Source organism: Amycolatopsis circi (assembly GCF_003385235.1).
Lineage (GTDB): Bacteria > Actinomycetota > Actinomycetes > Mycobacteriales > Pseudonocardiaceae > Amycolatopsis > Amycolatopsis circi.
On sequence record NZ_PQIA01000021.1, the window covers coordinates 77,010 to 97,900 of the forward strand.

Consider the following 20,891-nt stretch of genomic DNA (forward strand, 5'->3'; position numbering starts at 1 on the left):
ATGACGGTCGAGAAGGTACGTGGCCTGGCTGTCCGGCTGGACTTCAGGAAGTTTTCGCCCGGTTCCCATGGTGTCAATTGCTGCCCACTGCGTCGCTCTCAAGTGCGGACTCGTCGCCGGCCCCGGCGCGGAGGCCCTCCCGAGCGTCGTCCGGCTCGGCCGACTTCGCCGAGCGCTTTCCGGTGGGGCACAAGGCAGGCACCAGCACCACTGCCCCGATCAACGCGGCGACCATGATCCAGACCGCGCCGACGTGCATCGCATGGAGGAACGCGTCGTCGGCGGCCCGGGCAAGCGCGGGTTGGCCGATCTCGGCGGCGACGTGCCGGGCCTGTTCCGCGGAAACCCGCGCTTGGTCCTGTGCGGCCTGGGGCACCCCGCCCAGCGACGGTTCGATCGCGTTCCGGTACACGACCGACAGCACTGTGCCGCCGATCGCGATCCCGATCACGCTGCCGGTCTGCCGCGCGGTGTGCGTGACGGCCGACCCGGTGCCGGCCCGGTCCATCGGCAGGGTGCTGATCAATTCCCCGGTCACCGGCATCAGCATGCCGACCGAAAGGCCCTGCACGAACAACAAGAGTGCGATCAGGACGAGCGGGGTGTGCAGTCCGAGCAATCCGAACGCGCCCATGGACAGCGCCACCACGACGAGCGTCGGCACCGAAACCGCGCGCAGCGGCCACAAGCGAACCAGACGTGCCCCGAGGGGCGCACCCACCACCGCGCCGGCCGCGGTCGGGATGTTGACCAAGCCTGCCTTCATCGGTGAGAAGCCCAGTGCGCCTTGCAGATAGAACGCGTTATAGAACGTGATCGCGGCCACCGCGAAGAAGACCAGGGCCATGGCCGCGTTGCCGCCGCCGAACATCCGTTTCGCGAGCAGCCGGGGATCGAAACTGGGCGCCTTGATACGCAGTTCGACGAGCACGAAGGCGACCAGCAAGGCCAGTCCGAAGGCAATCGGAGCCCAGACGTCCGGACGATCCCAGTCGACCACCTGCCCGGCGCGGATCAGCCCGTACGCCAGCGCCGCTAGCCCGGTGATCGACAGCAGCATCCCGGCCGGGTCCAGCGGCCGTACGGTGGGGCTGCGGAAGTTGGGGACCAGCACGACGATGCCGATCAGGGCCAGCACCACGATGGGGACGTTGACCAGGAAGACCGAGCCCCACCAGAAATGGCCGAGCAGGATCCCCGCCAGCACCGGCCCCGCGGCCATGCCGACGCCGGCGGCGGTCGAGGAAATGGAGATCGCGGTGACCCGCGCGGGGCCGCTGAAAGTCCACAACAGGATGGCGAAGTTGGCCGGCATGATCAGCGCGGCGCCCACTCCCATCACCGCGCGGGCGGCGATCAGCTGAGCGGGGTCGCCCGCGTACGCCGCCCATACCGAGGCCGCGCCGAAGATCACCACTCCGGCGGCGAGCACGGTCCGGTGGCCGAAACTGTCGCCCAGCGCGCCCGCGGTGAACATCAAGGTGGCGAAGACCAGGGTGTAGGCGCCGGTGGCCCATTGCAGCTCGGACGGGCTGGCGCCCAGTCCGTTGACGGGATCGGTCAGAGTTTCCAAGGTGACGCTGAGGATGGTGTTGTCCACCCAGATCACCAGCTGGGAGAGCATGAGGACAGCGAGGATCAACCATTGCCGAGCCTTCGGCAATGCTGAAGAGGCGGTCATGAACACCTTCGAATGCGATCGGTAAGAGGCCGGTAATGGGACCGTAGGCACTCTTCTTAACCCTGTCAATCCGATTCCCCGAAACCGTTCGTGGCGATGCGAGGACATATTAAGGAATTCTTGTCAACTTCGGCTCGAGGGCATACTTTCGAATCCTCGTCAATTTTCTCCTGGGGCATTGTTCGCCCATGCCTGTCAATCCTGCAATAATGTGAAGCAGCTCATTGATTTCTCTCCGCAGTGCGGGCTGCGCCACCCCGCCCGCTGCACGACCAGGGTGTCCGCGAGGGAACCCTGAGAGAGTCTGATTCTGACCTGTTTCCCGGAAGTTGTACTGGGAATCCGGTTCCGACTGTCCGGAAGTGGTTCGTTGTATCCGTGTAGTCGCGACCCGGTTGGGCGTGTCGGTGACGGCGGTGCAACGCTTGCGTGATCGTTGGATGCTGCGGAGCGCGGGAGCGCTGATGAACAAGCCGGACCGGCGGTCGTTAGCGTTCGAGTTCAAGCTCGAGATCGTGCGCCGCTGTGTCGGCGGGGAGGCCACCGCGCTCGAACTGGCACGCGAGCACGAGCTGTCCTCGCCCAAGCTGGTCGAGTCGTGGGCTCGGGCGTATCGGCGGGACGGGGAGGACGCTTTGCGGCCCAAGCGGAAAGGCCGCCCACCGGCAGCTCGCCGGGCCCGTCCGGCGAGCTGGAGCGGTTGCGGGCGGAGAACCTGCGTTTGTCGGCGGAGAACGCCTACCTGAAAAAATTGCGGGCCTTGAGCGAACAGGGGCGAGGGTGAAAACCCAGGCCGTCGTCGCGGCAACGCCGCCGAACCATGGCCAGCGCCTCGCCCTGCGCCACGAACGCTCCCGGCCGGCCCACAACCGCGCCCTCACAACAGTTCCCGCTCACAACGACAGCTTCGGCCGATCCCTGCCCCCGCATGCAGGATCGAGGCCAATACTCGTGTTCTGGCGTGCAGCGGGTTTGGTGCCTCATCGGCTGTCGCGGCGGCCGGACGGGGTGGGTGGTGCCGGGTGGTCGGGTGCTGGCCCGCGGTGCGGGACCGTGTCCGGCGGGTTCGCCGAGGCGGCGGCCGGTTGGCCCGGCGACGCCGGCCTCGGCGATCTTCATGACCTTCTGCGTCTGGCGGTGAGAGGTTCAGGCGGTGAGGACCTCGAGCGCGGCGGCGTGCACTCCCGGCGCTGCGGCCAGGTAGCTTTCCGAGGTGATCGCCCACGGTTTGCCGTCGAGGTCGGTGACCACTCCGCCGGCCTCCAGCACCAGCAGCACGCCGCCGGCGTGGGCGCGGACGTTGTCGAACTGCCAGTGCAGATCCATCCGTCCCGCCGCGACCTGGGCGAGCTGGTGGCTGACCGGCACCGAGATCCGGACGTAGAGCGCGGCCTTGGACATCGCGGCGAAGGCCGCGCCGGTGCGGTCGGCCAGTGCGACGGTCGTGCCGGGCTGTGCCTGGCCGGTTCCGGTCAGCGCGCCCTCGAGCGACTGCTTGCCGGAGACGCGCAGGGGCACTCCGTTGAGAAAGGCGCCGCCGCCCTCGGTGGCGGTGAACATCTCGTCCAGCAACGGGAAGTACAGCACCGCGAGCACCGGGCGGCCGTCGCGGACCAGGCTCGCCCCGATGTTCCAGTCGGTCATTCCGTGCACGGCGTTGAGGTTGCCGCCCACCGGGTCGATCAGCCACCACGCGCCTTCGGGCAGCGGGCCGGAGCCGTGTTCGTCGTTGAGCCAGCGCGCCTCGGGGAGGATCTCGGCCAGCGCGGGTTCCAGCACGTCGACGACGGTCAGGTCATTGGCGCGCAGATCGGCGAGCAGTTCGGCCAGCCCCGGCTGGCGGGCGGCGGTGGAGTAGCGCTTCAGCAGCCGGGCGCCGGCCCGGCGGACGGCGGCGGTCGTGGCAGGCAGCAAATCCTGAGACACGTATATCTCCTAAGTCGACAGTCAAAAAGGTGGCTATTTACCACCTCCCCGCCCCGCGAGACGGGCTCCGTCGGAGCGGGGTCAGCCCGCGCATCGCCCGCGAGGGCATCGGATCCGCGACGGTCGCGAGGCGGTGTCGCGGGGAATGTGGCCTCGGGGCGGCGGAGTCAGCGGGCGAGGGAGACGGCGAACGGAGTGAAGCCGTGGCGGCGCAGGACGTGCGGAACGACGAGGATCATCGCTTCGGTGGCACGGGCGGTGGTGACGTCGCCGAGGTCCTCGATCCAGGCGGGCTGCCAGCCCAGGTCGCCGAGGAGTCCGGCGACGGTCTTCTTGGCCTGCTCGTCGTTTCCGGACAGGTAGGCGGTGGGCGGGGTGCTCAGCGTTCCGGGGGCGGTCATGACCATGAACAGCATCGTGTTGAGGGTCTTGACGATCCGGGTGCCGGGCAGCGCGGCCTGCAGTTGTTCGGCGAGGCTGCTGCCGGGGTAGCGCAGGTCGCCGGGGAGACCGTCGGCCGCGTCGATCGTGGCGTTGGAGACGTTGACGAGGATCTTGTCCGCGAGTTCGGCTCGCAGGGCGGTGAGCCGCTCCAGCGCGCTGTCGCCGGGGGTCGCGTTGATTACGACGTCGGCGGCTCGGGCGGTGGCGGTGTGATCGGCGTAGCGGATCTCGGCTCCCTCCGCGGGCGGCGTGCTCGTCGCCTCGTCGTTCTCACGACGGCCGAGGGTGACGGTGTGGCCCGCCGCGGCGAAGGCGCGGGCGAGGTTCGTGCCGACGCGGCCGGCGCCCAGGATGCCAATGCTGGTCATGACGAAATGCTCCTTGTGCTCTTGATTTGTTTGGTCTCGACAGGTCTGGGCGGGTGCCGGTCAGATCGAGGACAAGACCTCGAGCGCGGCGACGCGGACGCCCGCGGCGGCGGCCGGGAAGTCGCGGCTGGCCGCGCTCCGGGGCTTGCCGTCCAGGTCGATGACCGTGCCGCCGGGTCGGTGACCGGCAGGGCATCGGCGACGAGGCCGGTTGCCGACGCGCCGATCCGACGGCACGTATCGGCGCTCTCGCCGGGCCAGGTCTGTCCGGTGCCGATCAGCGCGGCATCGAAGTCGAAAGACGTGGTCGGGCTCATTGCGTAGTCCCTGACTTCCCTAGAATTCAGCACGCAGTGCGCCGACGTCCTTGTCCGCTTTCGGACTCCGGCCCGGAGGACGAACCGGCCCGGGCGCCCAAAAACCACCGCAACGTTCACGACGATCCCCATGCCCGTCGGTCACCCCGCCGCGGCCGGCTCGGCGAGTTCCGCACGCTGTCGGCGGCCTCGGAACTCCACCACGAAGTTCGCACCCAGCGCCGCGCCGACAATCCCGAGTACGGGAGCCGTCAATCCCGTTCCCGCCAGCGATCCCAGCAGCGCCCCCGCCAAAGCCCCCGCGACCGCTGCGGCGGCGGCGAACCGGGACCCGGGATTCGCCGTCGACCGGGCGAGGTACGCACCGAGCCCGATCAACAGGCCCGTACCCGGCACCACCACGACCGGAGCGGCGATGAACCATCCGGGCGCGAGCGTCCAGGCGAACCACACGCCCAGGAACCAGCCTGCCAGTCCGAGCGGCACCATGGTCAGCGCCCGGATCCAGCGGCTCGCCCGGCGGCTCGGCGCGCCGCGACGCCGGCGCCTGCGGACCAGCAGGCCGAGCACCAGCAAGCCGATCAGCGCCCCGCCGGCGGGGACGCCGACGAGGAGACCGGCGATCGTCGACATGCTCAACGGCACTGTGCCGAAGCCGACCGGACGCCGGTCGAACTGCGAGCTGTCGACGCGGCCGGTGTCGAAGAAGGCGGTCAGCAGGTGCTTGCCCGCCTCGGGCCGGTGCTCCCAGAAGTCGTTGGTGTGGCCGAGACCCGGCAGGACCACCTGGTGCCCGCGGGACAGCGCGGGCAGCAGTTCGTTCGTCGCGTTCGCCGGCGGCGTGGAGAAGTCGAGTTCGCCGCCGACGAGCAGGGTCTCGACCGCAGTTGGCTGGACCGTGCGGTAGCCAGCGTTGTCGGGACTGTCCGGCCACGCGGTGTAGAAGCCTCCTGGGCCGCCCCAAAGGAAGTCGGTCGAGGCGTTGCCGAGGATCGAGCCGGGATCGCCGCCCTGGGCGTAGTACTGCCGCGCGGCGGGGGCGTCGAGCATGGCGAACGACGCGAATTCGCCCCAGACCGTGGAGGTCGGCAGTGCGGCCTCGGCGAGCACGGACATCGCCCACTTGGCGCCCGGGCCGCCGTCGAGGTAGGCGTCGACGGCCGTGGGCGCGTTGTTGGGTGCTGAGCCCGGGCCGTTGTGGTGCATCGCGTACTGGCTCAAGACCCGCACGTTGGTGTCCTTGATGGAAAGCGGCCCCCACCGCGACGGCATCGTGGCGACGGCGTCTCGGATCGTCTTCGCGAGATCGGGGGTCTTCGCGGCGCACGCGGCGTCCGCCCGGCACAGATCGGCGTACTGCGCGAACTGGGAGTCGGTGACGCGCGGGTTCCAGAACAGGTGGCCGGGCGGGTTGACCGAGATCATCGCCGAGCGCAGCAGCGCCTCGGGGTGGCGCCACGCGTAGATCATCGCGGTCCGGGTGCCCGCACTCGAGCTGACCAGATCGACCCGCTGGTAGCCGAGAGCTTTTCTCGCCGATTCCATGTCCTCGACGCGCTGGGCGGCCGAGTAGCCGCTCAGGTCGACACCTGAGCGCTGGAGCCGGTTCGAGCACTTGCCGAACGCCCGGCTGGTCGCGGAAAGAGCGTCCGGACCGGTCATGCCGTCGGACGACGACTGCAGCGCGGACGTCACCTCGGGACAGTCGAGGCGTCGTGAGCCGTCGACTCCCCGGTAGCCGACGAGAACCACATCGTGGTGGTCGGCGAGCCGGGCGGCCTCGGGGAAATCCATGTTCGACAGGCCAGGACCGCCGCCGAGCCGGACGATCGGCTCGCCCGCGGGCTGCGCGATGGCGCGGATCCGGACCACCGGCAGGGCGATCAGGCTCGACGCCGGGTTCGCGCGGTTTTCCGCGACCACCAGCGTCCCGCAGTCGGCGGCCCGCGTTCCCGCCTCCGTGTCATAGGTGCAGGACTCGAGGGTCAGCGAGTCCGGCGCGGCGCCGGGCGGAACCCGCGGCGTGCCGTCCGGCCAGAAGACGAGACCGCTCAACACGAGCAGTACGGCCGCGACGCCGGCGAGAGCCACCGTCCGGCGGCGGGAGAGGGACAAGCGCATGGCAGCACGCTATGAGCCTGACCCGCCGCCCTGCGTCACCCCGAGCTGTGATCGCCCTCCCTCTCGGGAGTGACTTCCGGCCGGTTCGCGCCGGGCACAATGACCGGATGCTCAGCAGCACGAACCAGGTGGACCGCGGCCCCCTGCGCCGATGGCTCGGCCGCGCGGGCGCGCACGATACGGAGCGTTCCCTGGCGCGCCAGTCGGCACTGGTGGGGGTCATGTGCCTGGTCATCGACGCGGTGAGCTTCTTGACGCATGGTCCCGGCCCTGGCCCGTGGAACGCGCTTCTTCTGACCGGAATGCTGATTGCCGACGCTGCCCTCGTGTCGGCGCCGAGGCTCTCCGGCTGGGTCGCGGCCGGGCACGCCCTGGTGGTTGCCGCGCTCGCCTTCGTGCTTCCCGGCCGCAGCGCGAGCACCGCCGGCCAATTGGTCAGCGCGTACCGGGCCGGCGCCTGGTTGCGGGGATGGCCCGCCGGCGCGGCGCTGGCGGCGTCGTGCGGCGGGGTCCTGTGCTCGTTGCTGATCAGCGGGCTGAGCGCACCGGCTTCCGTGCTGAGCCTCGTGGCCGCCAACTCCCTGATGCCGTGGCTCGTCGGGCGGTACACCACCGCGCGCAAAGCGCACGTGGACGAACTGCGTCACCAACGCGAAGCCGCACTGCGGGATGCGCAAGCCGAGGTGGCCGCGGCAGTGGCCGAGGAACGGGAAACGATCGCCGTCGAACTGCACGACGTTATCTCCCACCACGTCAGCGCGATCGGCGTCCACGCCACGGCGGCCCGGCTGAACCTCGCGGCGGGCCCGCCCGCCGACGACGGCGCGGTGCGCACCTCGCTCGCCGCGGTCGAGGAATCCAGCCAGGCCGCGATGGTCGACCTGCGCCGGCTGCTGTCGCTGCTGCACGAGGGCGACGAGTCACCGGAGCAGCCGGGACTGGCGATGCTGCCGGATCTCTTCGACAGCGTCCGGTCTTCCGGCCTGCAGGTCACATACGTCGTCTACAACACCCCGCACCCGGTCCCCCGCGCCATCGACACCACCCTGTACCGGGTGGCGCAGGAGATGACGACCAACGCGCTGCGGCACGGCGACGGGAAAGCCGCTCGAGTGGAACTCGACTACAGCGGCGACCGCGTTGGCCTCACCGCCCGCAACCGGATCGTCCCCCGCGCGGATCCGGCGGGGTCAGCCTTCCCGGTCACCGGCTTCGGCGTCGGACTCGAAGGGATGCGCAAACGCGCGGAAACACTCGGCGGGACGGCAGCTTTCGGCCTCGCCGGCGACGGGCTCTACTGGGAGTCGAGCGTGACGATTCCCCTGCGAGGCGAATCGTGACCTTGCGGATCGTGATCGCCGACGACCACGCGATGTTCCGCTCCGGTTTTCGCGCGGTCCTCGACGCTCAACCGGACATGGAATGCGTCGCCGACGTCGGCGACGGCTACAGCGCCGTCGAAGCCGTCCGGTCCCTTGCCCCGGACCTCGCCGTCCTGGACGTGCGCATGCCGAAACTCGACGGCCTCGCGGCCGCTCGCCAGCTGATGTCGTCAGGGCGGCAAGCTTTGAAAGTCGTCCTGCTCACCACGTTCGGCACCGACGACTACCTGCGCTCCGCGTTGGCCTCCGGGGTGAGCGGCTTCGTCCTGAAGAGCCTGCCCCCCGAAGAACTCGTGACCGCGATCCGCGTCGCCGCCCGGGGCGACATCTACCTCGACCCGTCGATCACCAGCCGACTCGCCCCACGGCTGGTCGACGCGCTGGCCCCGGCGCTTCCGGCCCGGGCGCAAGCCCCCGGCCTGGACCGGCTCACCGCGCGCGAGCGGGAGGTGTTCCTGCTGATGGCCGCGGGTTTCTCCAACACCGACATCGGCGAACAGCTCTACGTCGGCGAACAGACCGTCAAAACCCACGTCTCCCGCGTCCTGGCCAAACTCGGCCTCAGAGACCGGGTGCACGCCGTGCGCTTCGCCCACCATCACGGCCTGATCGAGCCACACGACACGTCCGGCCTGTGAGGCGACCGCGGCTGCCCACCAAGACAGGCAGCAGCAGGACGCGCTCTCTCGACGCTGTCACGCCGAGGAACGGTTCGCGGGCGTGTGGGTGGTGGCGGCGGGCTTTCATCCGGTTGCCGCACACTGCCGCCGGGCGCGGTTGGCGCGGCTGCGGTCGACCTTCGTTTCTTGAGTCACAGCAAGCGGATGTCATCCGCATCAGGAATCCTTGGCGTTTCAGGGATTCTCTTGAGGCGCACGTTGACGAAGAGATGGCTTCGACGTGGTTCCGATAATGCAGAACCAAAAGAAACTCCTGGGAAGGGGCCGGGCAGGTGAACACGGCCAGCGGTGACTCATGAGCACCGAACGGCAGCGTCGAGAGGGTCGGCGCGCATCGTCGGGCGGAGGCTTGGTCGCAGGTCGGACAGCGTCGGCAAGGCTTCTCGTGACCCAGGGTCGAAAAACGCGGCGCGAGCCTGCTGGCTCCGACGCTACCCGCATCGGCGGGCCACTGCCGGCAGGGGGCGAGGCGCGCGTCCCGCTTGACGGCTCGCCCGCCGATGTGCTCCACTGTTTGCGGTTGAAGATTTTTGTGCTCGTTGTTCCCGACGCCGCAGAGGTTTTTGGCGAGCGTCGTCTCGGTGCCTTTCCGGCTTTCCCTGGTTTCACGCTCGCGGCCCGGCCGCCTCGCACGAGGTTGTGCCGCATGTTCGACGCGACAAGGAATACTGATATGTCCCAAGGCACTGTGAAGTGGTTCAATTCCGAAAAGGGCTTCGGATTCATCGCCCCCGACGACGGCGGCAGCGACGTGTTCGTCCACTACTCGGAAATCAGCGGCGGCGGCTTCCGCAGCCTCGACGAGAACGCCCGCGTGCAGTTCGACGTCGGCCAGGGCAACCGCGGCCCGCAGGCCACGGCGGTGTCGGTCCTCTGACCACCGTCACGCCGGCTGGGCGTCCGCGTCGCCGTGGACGCCCAGCGGCGCCTGCCCGCCCGCCCGCATCTCCGCCGCGTTCGACTTTCCGGGGTTCGAGGTGCCGACCGTGACCTCAACCCCCGCTTCGCCAGGCGAACGACCGGCGGCGCATTTCGCCTCCTCTCGTGCTCGTCACCTGCGCGAGCACGAGCAATGCCGGGTCCGCGCCGCGCGCACAGTCGCCCGGATGGCGCGCGACCCGCACGACGAAAGCCTCTTGCTGTCCATTTTGGACCTCAAGCCCACCGCCGGAACCACGACACCGAGCTTGGATTCCGCGCTGGCGGGCTACGTCCGCCAGGTGGCCGAGGCGGTCGGCGTCCCCCTCGACGCGGTGACACACGAAGTCACCGACACCGCCACCGCCTACCTCGGACTGGCCTGCGGCGCCGTCGGCCGCCCGCACCGCGACCTGATGCTCGTCTGGGACGAACGGCTCGGCTGGTCTGTCGCGATCGAACCGCGCGGCAACGACCACCCGCCCGTGATCCGCCACCTCCGCGGCCACATCGCACCCCCGCCCGGCACCGTCGCGCAGTTCGTCACCGACGTCCTCGGCGGACACCGCGACGGCCAGCTCAGCCCCGTGCCTGCCCAGCTCGACCGGGCAGCCCTGGCGGCACACCTGAACGCACACCCGCGCAGTCTCCCGAACGCCGGCTCGAGGGCATCCGGAGTCCGGCCGCCACCTCAAGACAGGCCGTTGCAATCCCTCGCCGAGCGACGACCTTCGCGACTTCCTGGCCAGCGATCGGCCAGCCCGTCAGCTGCATCCCCCTTCACGACCACGTGATCCACGCGGAACCGGAATGACGTACGCCGTCCGAATTCGGCGCCGCTGACAAAGCCGGACGAACTCGTCGCGACTTGATTTCATGGACGCCGATCCCTCCTGTCGTTTGTCAGGGCAGAGGGACCATCGTGTCGCCGGTAGTGGGACCGCCAACTCCAGTGCTCGATCGGAACGCGTTGTCACGCGGTTCGTTGGCCGCCGGCGCGTTCGTGAACGACCGGCATGCGGCATAGACAGATGTTCTGCGTGCCGGTGATCGACGAAGGAACGTCCTCTGATGCGGTTGCCGGGCTTGGTATCGCGTCGCACCGCGAAAGTCCCGGTCGGCGTTATCTTGGTCCGTCCTCCGTCATGTGCCGGATGGACTCCCCGCCCTTGCGGTGGTCCGCTCGTCCGGACTGGGTTTCGAGCACGCTTTCGAGCTTGCGAATGGCGCCTCGATCACGCACCGCCGGTCCACGCTTCCCGCACCCGTCGACACTTCGTCACTCAGGTGGACTTCCAGGCGGGTGATGTGCTCGCTGAACCGCGACAGCGTCGACTGGAGTTCGGCCTCGAGCCGCTGGATCAGTTCTTCGCTGCCGTGGACGTTCTTGTCCGTGCTGATCTGGATCTGCACCCGTTGTTCCCTTCGAAGGCCGGTCAGGTTCGCCGCCGGAGTTCGGCGGCGTGACTACGCTGGCCAGGACGACGGGATGAGTTTCGGTCGGCGAGGATGCGCGGGCGACGTCAATCAACCGGGCGTTGTTCCGATGAGCCTACTTGCCCGTGACCGGGGATGCCGGACGACACGCTCCTGCAGCCTGCCACGCTCCGTGGCCGACGCCGGGTCCGCGCGGCCGAGCCGCCGCGGTCGACACCGACGAACTCGCCTCGCTGCCGAGCCGTCTCGCTGGTGCGGACACCGAATTGTTCCGCGGGGCGGCTGCGTCGCGTTGATGTCGCGGCGTCAGACCGTCGTGACCTTGCTCTTGTCGTAAAACTTCACTTCCCCTGTCGCCGGGAAATGGACGCCGACACAGTAAACATGAGCGCTTCCGGAGCCGAAGCTTTTGCCTTCGTCGACGACCAAGCCGATATCGTCACGGTCGAGGACCTTCACTTGCCGCGGCCCCTGTCGTTCTTCATTCGCGAACTGCATGTCGTCTCCTGTTCAACGAAGCTGTGTATGGGCCAATGCGTCCGCAACGACGCGGCGACCCGGTCGTAGACGTACCCGAACTCGGTCGCCGCGGCCATGACACGCTGCCGCGTCTCCTCCGACACCCGACCCGTGCCCCGCAGCACCAACGACGCCGTCGCCCGCGACACCCCCCGCACGCGCCGCTACATCCAGCAAGGTCACTCGGCTCACAACGGCCAATCTACCGCCGGCAGGTCGTCGCCGGGCTGCCTCCGGCGCCGGGTCAGGCCCGGACCGCCGCGTCGGTCACCACCGCCTCCACGCGCTGCCTCTGCCGCGCGACGCGGTGTCCTCACACGAAGATCGACAGCACCCCCAGCGCTGCCAGGCCGAGCACGCTCACCAGGGTCCGCACCGTGGTGTGCAATTTGGTCGCCTGCCCCATGGTCATCCCGAACGATTCCTTCACGAGCCACCGCAGCCCGCCGATGAGCAAGATTCAACGCCAACTGGCGGACCCGGAGCACCTGCTCGCCGAGCTGCACAGCGACATGGCCTCCGCGCCGTTCGATGTGCCTGTTCGTCGGCACCGCGCATCTCGAGCGGTCTCGGCGAATCGGACGGCTGCATACGGCTCAGGACCGAGTGATCTCGGTTTCGTATTTCTCAGGTTCTCGCGGTGTGGAGAGCCGCTAGAAGCTCGGCGAGATTGGCTTCCGCCTTGGCGAGGATGTCCCGGACGCTGTCGGGTACGCGGTCGAGCGGCAGAGTCTTGCCGCGGACGGTACGAGTGCCGAAAATTACGCCCATGCAGGTCAAGCCGCGTGTTGGTACGCGTGGATGAGTCCGTCGAGTCGGTCTTCTCTGCGTATGGCGAGGTGTTCGATGCGGTCGAGCTGAAGGGGTTGAGGCCGGGTTCGCAGCGGTGCCGCTGCAGCCAGAGATGATGTCGAGGTTGCCCCGTCAAGCCGCGCTGCCGACATTCGAGGCTCCGCAACTCGGCACGAACTCGACCAAGCCGCAGCCCGGCACGCCCGCCTCCACCGCCGACCAGCCAACGACCCGGCCATAGCCCGCACCAGCGAAGACTGACCGGCAGGTTTCTCACGCGGCCGCTCCGGTACACAGTCGGCCCCAACCCGCCGCGCCGCCTACCTACAAGTACAGCCGAGACTGCACCCCGAACTGGTTCAGCATCGCGGCCGAGAGTTGTTCGGCGACAACGCGGTCGGTGTCGGGCGGGTCGCTCGGAACGAGTTCGGTGGTCCAGGGTTGGATACGTCGTGGCCTCCGCGACGTGCGAGGAACTTCGAACCTGCCGAAGCCGTTCGGCACAGCGCACACGTAACGGTGCGTGATTCCTCTCGGGTCCGAGATCCCTGCATGGACGCCGATCGGCGAGTCGTGGTGAAGGTGGCGAGCTAAAGCGCGGGCCAAGCTAACGACCTCGGACATCGCAACCTCCACGACATCGGAATTGACCACGAGTAAGCCAGGCTCTGGTTCCTCGTTGAGTGTCCTTGTGCTGACGTTGACTGCGAATGTCAAGGCACCTTCATACCCGAGCTGTAGATAGGTCGGCCGCAGCTGGTCGACGTCGGCTGCGGCGACCGCGTTGCTGACGACCCAGGAGCGCAATCCGATGCGCGCATTGAGGCGTTGGGTGCCCAGGTGGCGCAAGACCATCACGTCGGAGTGGCTTTCGTTGCGCAGGCCGACCGTGTCCGCAAGGGTTTGTTCCAGAATCCGCTCGACGTCCTGGCGATTGATTTCAGGAGTGAGTCGCGACAATGGTCGTACTGGCTGCGCAGCAACGACCAGCCAGGCGTCGTCTCCGAGAGGATCGACAAGCAATTCGTGAGTCGCGTTCCATGCCTTCGCAAGCGCTCGATCGTGCCGTTCTTGGCTGGCGAAACGGTCTCGGTACGTTCTTGCGATCTGGTGTTCTTCCATCCATGCGGTGTGATCACCGTCGCGAAAGGGCACCACGAAGGCATTTTGCTGCTTGTCCCGGGCCGCGGTTCCTGTAACGGAATGCGGGGCAAACTCGCTCGCTGCAACTTCTACGACCAGCACTGCCGCAGATTGGTCAGCCGCTTGCATTACCTCATAGGTGACGCCTGTCAAGAACGGACGTACGTGGTTGCGCAGCCATTGCGCGTACTGCCGATCGTCGACAGCGTCCGCATCGATTCCTTTCAAAGTCTTGTCGTCGGCAACCCCGTAGACCAGCAGGCCGCCACGAGTGTTGGCCATGGCGGCGACGTCCTTCGCGAACTCGTTCCATGCGCCGTCTCGCGGCGGCGTGGCAACGGCTCCTTCCAGTCGAGCACGTCTGCCTCTGGCAGCTTGGCCTCCGCAACTGCGGCGATGTGCTCGAAGGCGAGCGGCCCAGGCGGCAACCCGAGGTGTTCATGGATCCGTGTCCAGCTGCGCGTCATAGACGGATGATAGGGAGACCCGCGCAGATTGCTGCGGTTTACATATACCGCTGGATCTTGCGGATCTCCGGCCTTAACTTGACCCCCAGGACTTTGCGGCGCGCTTCGCCTGAGACAACAGCAACAGCGGCGGCCTCGCGTCCCGCCGCTCCGCGACCAACGTCAGCGCAGGCATCCCCAAACGAGAACTGCCCCAGGACTAGCGCCCCGGACGGATTCCCGTCCGGAGTGAGCACGCCAGGCAGTTCGTCGGGCCAGCTGTTCGTGTTGAGCGGGTGCACGGGCTCGTGGCAGGAGAAAGCGATCCGGCCGCAGCCAGGCCTCGCAGGCTCATACGCGCGCAACGTCGCGGTGCCGCTGCCGAAACCCGATATACGCCGCCGGACATTTCAACCGCGAGTGTCGTGGCTAGCACGATCGTCCGCTGTCCTTGTTCAGACGATGCCATCGAGGACAGACCATCAAGAACGCGCAACCCGACCTGCCGGTCGGGCGATCCTGCGGACGGGCCGGCTGAAGAGTCCCGCCGCGGCGCATATAAGCAGCGCGGCCGTACACACGAAGGCCCCGGCTCGAGGTCCAAGCGCATGGGCAACCGATCCGATGATGTTGTTGGTCGCCAACAGAGTCACACTCTGAATCACCGAGAGGATTGCCTGGACACGAGCGAGATGAGTATCAGGAGCGGCGCTGAGGAGCAGCGGGCTGAGGTGGCTGACGAACATGCCGCTCGCCGCGCCGACACCTATCGCGCCCGTGATGGCCATCGGCAGCGCCGGCGCGAGGCCGACCGCCAGTTCGCCCACGGCGACCACAGCCAGCGCGAGCGCAGCAACAATGCCGGGGCGGGCGAAGATCCCGCGGCGACTGATAATCAGGGTTACGACGATCGTGCCCATGCTCTGGGCTCCGACCACAAACCCCGCACCGGTCGAACCCCATCCGTGCTCTCGCGCAAGCAGCGGGATCAGCAGAGAAACAAAAGGCAGTACGAACCCCGCCGCGCCCGCCACAAGCAACAATACGGGTCCCAGTCCGGAGGTCCTGACCGCGACCTGGATCCCTTCCCACACCTCGCGCAGGATGTGCTTGCGCTGCGCGGGCGACGGCGGGGTGAACGGCGGACGCACCACAACCAGCACGACCAGCACCACAGCGAAGGTAATCGCGTCGGCCCACGCCGCTGCGGAGAGCCCGGCGAATGCCACCAACGCACCGCCGATAGGAGCACCGACCAGACTAATCACCTGCGTTCCGCTCTGACGAAGCGCGACTGCCCGCGGGAGCAGCTCGGGCTCGACGAGCCGGCGGGGCATCGATCCGGACGAGGGCAGGTAGAAGGCGTCGTTCGTGCCGACTATGAGAGCGGCTATCACGAGAATGGCCAACGGCGCCCCAGCTGCCCCCGACACGACAGCCAGTGTTACGGCGACGACCAGCATCACGGCATCACCGATGATCATGACCTGTCGGGCTCCGAGCCGATCGCCGACGGCGCCGCCGAACAGGAGCAGAATCGTCCGCGGCAGCGCGACCGCCGACAGAACCCAACCGGCCGCCACACCGCCGTGAGCCGAGGCCGCCCACCCCAATGCGAAGTACAAAGCGGCGTCGCCAAGCTGCGACACCAGAGCACCGCCCAGCCAGACGTGAAAGATGCGGGGAAGCACGGTTTTCTCCGCTGTACTGGACGATGCTGTCACCACGAATCTCCCCCAGTGGCGCACGTGCGGGACCGGAATTCCGGCCGTCAGAAGCCACCCACAGCGTACGTATCTTTCCCGCGCGAGCAGGGGTGGTCCCAGCTCGACGTCCGTGCGCTGCTCGTGAATCGAGTTCTCCCCGCGCGAACGGGGGTATGACCGGTTGGCCCACTTTGCGGCACAAGTCACCGATGTGCTTACCCGCTCGACCTGGGTTGACATCTTCGATCTCCGCAGCCGACGACCGAACCCGGCCTTCCTTGTCACGCAGGCTCTGGACAACACGATCGCACAGCGAGACACTCAGGTGAGTGTGCTTGCGCAGCGTGCATTCATGCGAGTTTTCTTGGAGCAGAACTGGTTCAACGACGCTGAGCAGCGTTGGACTGCAGTCAAGTGCAGTCAACTGCGGCGTCCGTCCTGCGGCTTTCTCTACCGCTCCTGCAGCTCTTCAACAGCTTGCCGGTCGCAGTCCTGGCCATCGCTTCGAGGAACTCCACCAACGTCAGTGCTAATAGCCAGCCATCTTGCACTTACGGCAAGCAGCCGACTCGACCTCAGTGAGCGTCGACTCAGAGTCTTTGATCTCCCCGCTTCTCGTCGGGCAGGTCCGTCGGAACAGCACCGCGTTGCTGTTGCCGACATCGATGTAGCGCGTTGGCGTGGACCGCGGGCACCGCGTACGCCTGATGGGCCGGGGCGGTTGTTTAGCACGCTGGCTTGCAGGATGCCATGGGTGAAGGACTGATACTCCACGCTAAACCGACATCTGGCCTGTTGTCATCCACCCCGCGCTCACCGGTAGCTCGCAACGCGGAACCGACCAGGCTCGCCGCGATCGACAGCAAGTTCAGCCTTTCACCGGCGCGCGAACTGTGGAACGAAACTTTTCTCAGCGACACGGAATGAAACGCAGGCGATGTGTCGTGGGGTATACATGACGAACACCGTCGACGCCGTGGAAGCGAGCATGATCGACACGGAAAAGGTTGAGCGCGAGGACGACATCGAACTGCTGCATGACGATGAAGAGCAGGCCAGCGCCGAGAACTTCCCACGACGCTGGAACCTGTCAGCAGGATCTCTGTTCAATGCGGTCCTCCGCGCACGCGAGCCGCTACCACCCGAGTACGTGAGCCTTCCGCTGCCGGGTTTCCAGACTGATTTGGAGCTGGTCGGTGCACTGGGGCAGTGAAACCTGCCATGGGAGGCCGCCCAGCCTCCGCAGGCTGATGTTCGCCGAAGAGGACCTGCCGTCAGCGATCCGGGCAGTCGCCGACCGCGGAGACCACAACGTGATCTTCGTTCCGCGCACCAGCTACCGCTACTACGAATGTCGGCCCCTGCTCCATTTCATCCCCAAGGCAACTCTCAAGCGGCACGGCCTGCCGCTCATGTACCGAGGCTCGCGGGTTGTCGTTCGCCGCGCCTGCACGCCCGTGGCCTTCCGGATCAGCTCAGACTCCCGGCACCGGCACCGCAGCAAGTCGGTGGGCACTGGCAGAGGCCGCCACGCGGCAGTGGTGCGAGGAACCCTCCGGCCACAAGCGACACGGTTCGCGGCACCTTATTCGGCTTGCCGTCGGACGTCCGCGATGCGCAACTGCTCACCCTCGACCCCGCCTCGGCGATCACGACGTTCACCAAGTCCAACAACAACTTCCCGGCACGCGGGTCCAGTTCCTCCGCTATTGCTGGCTGCCGGAAACCAACTCCGACCGGATGACCTCGATCAGCTTGGTTCGGATCCCGGCCGCTCTGGCCGCCTCCTCAAGCGCCAGCAGGACGGCGGGCTCGATTTCGTTCGGCTGATACCGCTTGAGCGGGCGTGCTTTACCGGCGTCCGTCCTGCGGATTCTCGAAAACCCGACCACCGCAGCCAACTTTCGGCAGTCGCCCCACTCGGCTGCCCGTGCGTCGCGCGCACGGACAGCCGAGCATCACACCCCGGCCAGTCGCGATATCCCGCCACACGATGAACACATCACTCAAGGTATTTTCAATTGGACCAGTGCATCCCTCGAGAGCGTCCGCACGATCTTCCAGTCAGCTGAGCTCTCCAGCGCGTCCGCGTGCCACAGCCCCTCGTTCTCGCCGCCGCTCATCTCCGCCAGTTTTTCGTCTATCGCATCCAGCATCGCGACCGCGGAACGCGTGACCAGACCTGATTCGGAAAGCTCAGGCACGAACCCGCGCATGGCGTCGAATTCCAGAGCCAGCTCGTCCGCGGACGGATAGGTCCGCAGATCGCGCAGGTAAGCAACCTGCGAAGCGGCCGGTTCCGCGAGGCGTTCGACCGCACGCACCAGCGAGCGCAATTGCGAACGGACTTGCTCCGAAGTCATCGGATAATTCCTCCCAGGTCTCCGTTGGGACCGACGACCCGCCAGTACGGCTCGGGCCCATGATGCCCGCCGCCAGGGTGCCACCGCAGCTGAGGTCCGGTCGGATTTCCGCGCTCATTGTACTTGCGCATCACCCACCCCTCTCCCTGGTGGCTTCCCTTGCCAAGCGTCTCGATCCGCCAGCCCGGCGTTTCCTTCAAGACTTTCTCGACCTCGTCCGGAAGTTTCCCTCGAAGCAGTTGCGGATTGGCGAACACGTCTTCCATCGACTGGAGCGTCTTCCCGAATTTACCGCTTTCGGGTACGATGTTTTTTCCGGCAATTTCGCCGAGCTTGCCCAAGCGTCCGAGCCGGCCGAAACCGCCGCCGCCGAGAACGGGGCCGTTCTCTAAGCCGGGAAAGATTTTTCCTTCGTAGCGGCTTGGCTGGACAGTAAGCGCATATCCGCACTGACCAGGCGAGTACTTGCAGTAGACCTTGAGATAGAAGGCCGGCAGGTCTTTCTCGTCGACATTGGGTTTGCCGAAGACAAAACCGAAGTCGTCGATGCATTGATCGAAGCTGGCGGCGAGGACACCGCAGGAGACACCGAGGCCGCCCGGTGATTCGATGCCGTTCAGGTGGCAGGTTCCGTCGACGACGAGCAGAGCTGTGCCGTTGTCGTAGCGTGTCGCCTCCACCTGGACGTCGGCGACAGCGCCTTTCAGTCCGTCCAGAGTTTCTTGCTTATGCCGCTCCAAGAACAGTCCTGCGGCATGCGCAGCGGCTTCTCCCGCCTTCACCGCGTCCGCGCCGACGTCGATAGCGGCTCTTCGCGCGATGCGGGCGGCGTCAGCTGCCGCAATGGCGTAAGACCGGGCTCGGGCGGCTGAAGTCCGCGCAGCCGCGGCGGAAGCCTCGGCGGCGCGGGCTGCTTGCTACGCGGTGGCCGAGGCATTGCGCGCGACTTTGGCGGAGGCGACGGCATTCTTGGCCGATTCCTGCGCCTCGCGAGCGGATCGGCCTGCCGCATCGGCATAGCCGGCGGCGGCCGACGCGTGCCGATCGGCCTGCGCCGCGTAACCAGCGGCCTCGGCGGCGGCGTTGCGAGCCAGTGCGGCAGTTTTGGCCGCGTTCGCGGCGGCCTCCTGGGCTTGCTGCGCGGCTTCGGTGGCTTCGGTGGCTTCGGCGACGTAACGGGCTACTTGGGCGGCGTGGGCGGCTGTGTTGTGGTCGCGCTGCGCAGCCCGGTGTTGTCCGACGTCGAGGAATTTCCGCAAGTAGGACACCGGCCCGGACAGAGCTGCCTGCGCGGCGGCTTTGACCTCGGGACCGCCTTTGTAGAGGACTTGGTTGACCGCGATGCGTTCGTCGTGCTCGCGGGCGGAGTGCTGGCCTACGGCCAGAAACTCCCGCAGCGCCGGAGGAGTGTGGGCATCGAGTGCCTTCGAGGCACCGTCCTTGACAGCGGGTCCGCCGGAGTTCGGGAGCTGGACGACGCGGAGGCGATCGTCGGTTTCGCGTTCCGGGTAGTCCTGACCGGCCAGCATCCGGGTCACGCCAGGGTAGTCGCCGGCCAGCGCGGTCGCCGCGGCGGTCTTCAGGCCGGGCCGGTCGGTGGTGTCGGCGATCTGGGCGAGCCGGGCGCGGTCGTCTTGTTCGTTCGCGGTCAGCCGGGTGCTGGCGACGAAGTCGGCGACCACGTCGTCGTTTCCGATCAAGGCCTGTTCAGCGGCGGCCTTGGTAAAGGGCGCGCCGGTGTTCATGAGGCGCATCGCGACCTTGCGCCCGCTGGACACGACTGTTTCACGGGTGGCACCGGGTGCTGTCGCGGCCTCGAGCAGGGTGCGGGTCTCGGCGTCCAGCCGCGCGGCGTCGGCGACCTGCCAGGCGACGTCGGCGGCCTTGTCCGCTTCCTCTTGCTTTGCCTTTTCGGCGTCGGCCACAGCCTGGTCTTGCCAGGTTTCGAGCCGGGCCGCGTCCGCGGCGCGGCCGATCTCGCCGATCTTGCGGGCTTGTTCCGCGGCGGCGAGCGACGCGTCGGCGGCACCCTGTGCTTCGGCGGCGTGCGCGGCTGATTCTTTCGCTGCGTCCGCCGCGTCGCCGGCGCGGTCCGCGGCTTCCCTGGCGGCTTGTGCTGCCCGTTCCGCGTGCCCGGCGGCTGATTCGGCGGCGGCTTTGGCCTCCATCGCGGCGGAAATAGCCTGCTGCGCAAGGGCTTGCGCGGTGTTCGCGGCGCGGGTCGCGGTCGCGGCAGCCCGCTTTGCTTTCGCGGCTTGGGCAGTAGCCTGCTCGGCTTTGACGCCCGCTTCGCGGGCGTAGCCGCCTGCCGCGCCTGCGGCTCCGGCGGCGCCGTCCGCGTTGGCAGCGGCACTGACTGCGGCATCGGCCGCACGTTTCGCCGCCCGGGCTGCCTCACCAACGTGCGCGACGGTGGCGGCTGCGTCCTTCGCCGCTTTCGCGGCGTTGTCAGCGTCTTCTGCCGCTTGCCGCGCGGTACCGGCTGCCTTGCGGTCGGAGATCGCGTCGCTGGCAGCGCGTTGGGCCCGAGCGGCGGCGCGCTGCGCCATCCCCGCGGCCGCCGCCGCGGAGGCTGCGGCGCGAGACGCCTTGCCTGCCCCGGCAGCCGCGCCGAGAGCGACCTGAGCGGCGTTGGCCGCCCCCGCCGC

Annotated in this window: 21 protein-coding genes; 6 read left to right on the forward strand and 15 right to left on the reverse strand. The window is 67.7% G+C overall.

Going from position 1 to position 20,891, the window contains the following annotated elements; genetic code table 11:
* Positions 1-73 precede the first annotated feature (73 nt).
* Positions 74-1,681 (reverse strand): MFS transporter, encoded by a 1,608-nt coding sequence (locus D0D37_RS11780; RefSeq protein WP_116200545.1) that lies wholly within the window; start codon positions 1,679-1,681, stop codon positions 74-76.
* A gap of 464 nt (positions 1,682-2,145) precedes the next feature.
* Here D0D37_RS11780 and D0D37_RS48790 point away from each other — a divergent pair, with 464 nt between their 5' ends.
* Positions 2,146-2,427: a helix-turn-helix domain-containing protein gene (locus D0D37_RS48790; RefSeq protein ID WP_162834172.1), complete on the forward strand. Its 282-nt coding sequence runs from the start codon at positions 2,146-2,148 to the stop codon at positions 2,425-2,427.
* Positions 2,428-2,827: 400 nt separating this feature from the next.
* On the opposite strand, the gene D0D37_RS11790 is transcribed toward D0D37_RS48790, so the two are convergent.
* The 4 genes from D0D37_RS11790 to D0D37_RS11800 form a co-directional block, all read right to left on the reverse strand.
* Positions 2,828-3,607, reverse strand: a complete 780-nt coding sequence (locus tag D0D37_RS11790; protein WP_116200547.1) for an inositol monophosphatase family protein — start codon at positions 3,605-3,607, stop codon at positions 2,828-2,830.
* Positions 3,608-3,774: 167 nt separating this feature from the next.
* A complete protein-coding gene (locus D0D37_RS11795) occupies positions 3,775-4,419 on the reverse strand; it encodes an NADPH-dependent F420 reductase (RefSeq protein ID WP_116200548.1) in 645 nt (214 codons plus the stop codon).
* A gap of 60 nt (positions 4,420-4,479) precedes the next feature.
* Positions 4,480-4,656, reverse strand: a complete 177-nt coding sequence (locus D0D37_RS46515; RefSeq protein WP_162834173.1) for a hypothetical protein — start codon at positions 4,654-4,656, stop codon at positions 4,480-4,482.
* Positions 4,657-4,877: 221 nt separating this feature from the next.
* Positions 4,878-6,857, reverse strand: coding sequence for an alpha/beta hydrolase (locus D0D37_RS11800; RefSeq protein WP_116200549.1), 1,980 nt, complete (start codon positions 6,855-6,857; stop codon positions 4,878-4,880).
* 107 nt (positions 6,858-6,964) lie between these two features.
* On the opposite strand from D0D37_RS11800, the gene D0D37_RS11805 reads away from it, so the two are divergent.
* The 4 genes from D0D37_RS11805 to D0D37_RS47385 all read left to right on the forward strand — a co-directional run bounded on the left by D0D37_RS11805 (position 6,965) and on the right by D0D37_RS47385 (position 10,631).
* Complete coding sequence (locus D0D37_RS11805) at positions 6,965-8,197, forward strand: sensor histidine kinase (protein WP_116200550.1); 1,233 nt, start codon at positions 6,965-6,967, stop codon at positions 8,195-8,197.
* Positions 8,194-8,877 carry a response regulator gene (locus tag D0D37_RS11810; protein WP_116200551.1) on the forward strand — a complete coding sequence of 228 codons (684 nt, stop codon included), beginning with the start codon at positions 8,194-8,196 and terminating at the stop codon, positions 8,875-8,877. Before D0D37_RS11805 ends, D0D37_RS11810 begins: the two co-directional genes overlap by 4 nt.
* A gap of 715 nt (positions 8,878-9,592) precedes the next feature.
* A complete protein-coding gene (locus D0D37_RS11815; RefSeq protein ID WP_116200552.1) occupies positions 9,593-9,796 on the forward strand; it encodes a cold-shock protein in 204 nt (67 codons plus the stop codon).
* A gap of 109 nt (positions 9,797-9,905) precedes the next feature.
* Complete coding sequence (locus D0D37_RS47385; RefSeq protein ID WP_208719904.1) at positions 9,906-10,631, forward strand: DUF6292 family protein; 726 nt, start codon at positions 9,906-9,908, stop codon at positions 10,629-10,631.
* 349 nt (positions 10,632-10,980) lie between these two features.
* Here D0D37_RS47385 and D0D37_RS11825 read toward each other — a convergent pair whose 3' ends face one another.
* The 6 genes from D0D37_RS11825 to D0D37_RS11850 form a co-directional block, all read right to left on the reverse strand.
* Positions 10,981-11,250, reverse strand: a complete 270-nt coding sequence (locus D0D37_RS11825; protein WP_244223481.1) for a hypothetical protein — start codon at positions 11,248-11,250, stop codon at positions 10,981-10,983.
* A 330-nt stretch (positions 11,251-11,580) separates the two neighbouring features.
* The gene (locus D0D37_RS11830) at positions 11,581-11,772 is read right to left on the reverse strand and encodes a hypothetical protein (RefSeq protein ID WP_116200553.1); all 192 of its coding nucleotides are present in this window, start codon (positions 11,770-11,772) and stop codon (positions 11,581-11,583) included.
* Positions 11,730-11,951: a LacI family DNA-binding transcriptional regulator gene (locus D0D37_RS48795; RefSeq protein WP_425266922.1), complete on the reverse strand. Its 222-nt coding sequence runs from the start codon at positions 11,949-11,951 to the stop codon at positions 11,730-11,732. Before D0D37_RS48795 ends, D0D37_RS11830 begins: the two co-directional genes overlap by 43 nt.
* A 469-nt stretch (positions 11,952-12,420) precedes the next feature.
* The gene (locus tag D0D37_RS47390; RefSeq protein WP_208719905.1) at positions 12,421-12,564 is read right to left on the reverse strand and encodes a hypothetical protein; all 144 of its coding nucleotides are present in this window, start codon (positions 12,562-12,564) and stop codon (positions 12,421-12,423) included.
* 345 nt (positions 12,565-12,909) lie between these two features.
* Positions 12,910-14,079 (reverse strand): AlbA family DNA-binding domain-containing protein, encoded by a 1,170-nt coding sequence (locus D0D37_RS11845; protein ID WP_279630281.1) that lies wholly within the window; start codon positions 14,077-14,079, stop codon positions 12,910-12,912.
* A 577-nt stretch (positions 14,080-14,656) separates the two neighbouring features.
* Positions 14,657-15,898: an MFS transporter gene (locus tag D0D37_RS11850; protein ID WP_208719906.1), complete on the reverse strand. Its 1,242-nt coding sequence runs from the start codon at positions 15,896-15,898 to the stop codon at positions 14,657-14,659.
* 937 nt (positions 15,899-16,835) lie between these two features.
* On the opposite strand from D0D37_RS11850, the gene D0D37_RS11855 reads away from it, so the two are divergent.
* Positions 16,836-17,093, forward strand: a complete 258-nt coding sequence (locus D0D37_RS11855) for a hypothetical protein (protein WP_116200556.1) — start codon at positions 16,836-16,838, stop codon at positions 17,091-17,093.
* A 493-nt stretch (positions 17,094-17,586) separates the two neighbouring features.
* Here the strand turns inward: D0D37_RS11855 and D0D37_RS11860 are convergent, their stop codons facing one another.
* From D0D37_RS11860 to D0D37_RS11875, 4 genes are all read right to left on the reverse strand, one after another.
* Entirely contained in the window at positions 17,587-17,772 is a 186-nt protein-coding gene (locus tag D0D37_RS11860; protein ID WP_116200557.1) for a hypothetical protein, read from the reverse strand.
* Between the two features lie 114 nt (positions 17,773-17,886).
* Positions 17,887-18,243: a hypothetical protein gene (locus D0D37_RS11865; protein ID WP_116200558.1), complete on the reverse strand. Its 357-nt coding sequence runs from the start codon at positions 18,241-18,243 to the stop codon at positions 17,887-17,889.
* Positions 18,240-18,983: a hypothetical protein gene (locus D0D37_RS46520; RefSeq protein WP_162834174.1), complete on the reverse strand. Its 744-nt coding sequence runs from the start codon at positions 18,981-18,983 to the stop codon at positions 18,240-18,242. Before D0D37_RS46520 ends, D0D37_RS11865 begins: the two co-directional genes overlap by 4 nt.
* A gap of 177 nt (positions 18,984-19,160) precedes the next feature.
* Positions 19,161-20,891 (reverse strand): ALF repeat-containing protein (locus D0D37_RS11875; RefSeq protein ID WP_208719907.1); only part of this gene is annotated, 1,731 nt, incomplete at its 5' end.

Excerpts from the sequence above, each read along its gene's own strand:
- D0D37_RS11815 (WP_116200552.1), top strand. The coding sequence starts at position 9,593 with ATGTCCCAAGGCACTGTGAAGTGGTTCAATTCCGAAAAGGGCTTCGGA.
- D0D37_RS11830 (WP_116200553.1), bottom strand. The coding sequence starts at position 11,772 with ATGCAGTTCGCGAATGAAGAACGACAGGGGCCGCGGCAAGTGAAGGTC.
- D0D37_RS11780 (WP_116200545.1), bottom strand. The coding sequence starts at position 1,681 with ATGACCGCCTCTTCAGCATTGCCGAAGGCTCGGCAATGGTTGATCCTC.
- D0D37_RS11865 (WP_116200558.1), bottom strand. The coding sequence starts at position 18,243 with ATGACTTCGGAGCAAGTCCGTTCGCAATTGCGCTCGCTGGTGCGTGCG.
- D0D37_RS11805 (WP_116200550.1), top strand. The coding sequence starts at position 6,965 with ATGCTCAGCAGCACGAACCAGGTGGACCGCGGCCCCCTGCGCCGATGG.
- D0D37_RS11800 (WP_116200549.1), bottom strand. The coding sequence starts at position 6,857 with ATGCGCTTGTCCCTCTCCCGCCGCCGGACGGTGGCTCTCGCCGGCGTC.
- D0D37_RS47390 (WP_208719905.1), bottom strand. The coding sequence starts at position 12,564 with ATGGGCGTAATTTTCGGCACTCGTACCGTCCGCGGCAAGACTCTGCCG.
- D0D37_RS11795 (WP_116200548.1), bottom strand. The coding sequence starts at position 4,419 with ATGACCAGCATTGGCATCCTGGGCGCCGGCCGCGTCGGCACGAACCTC.
- D0D37_RS48790 (WP_162834172.1), top strand. The coding sequence starts at position 2,146 with ATGAACAAGCCGGACCGGCGGTCGTTAGCGTTCGAGTTCAAGCTCGAG.
- D0D37_RS11855 (WP_116200556.1), top strand. The coding sequence starts at position 16,836 with ATGACGAACACCGTCGACGCCGTGGAAGCGAGCATGATCGACACGGAA.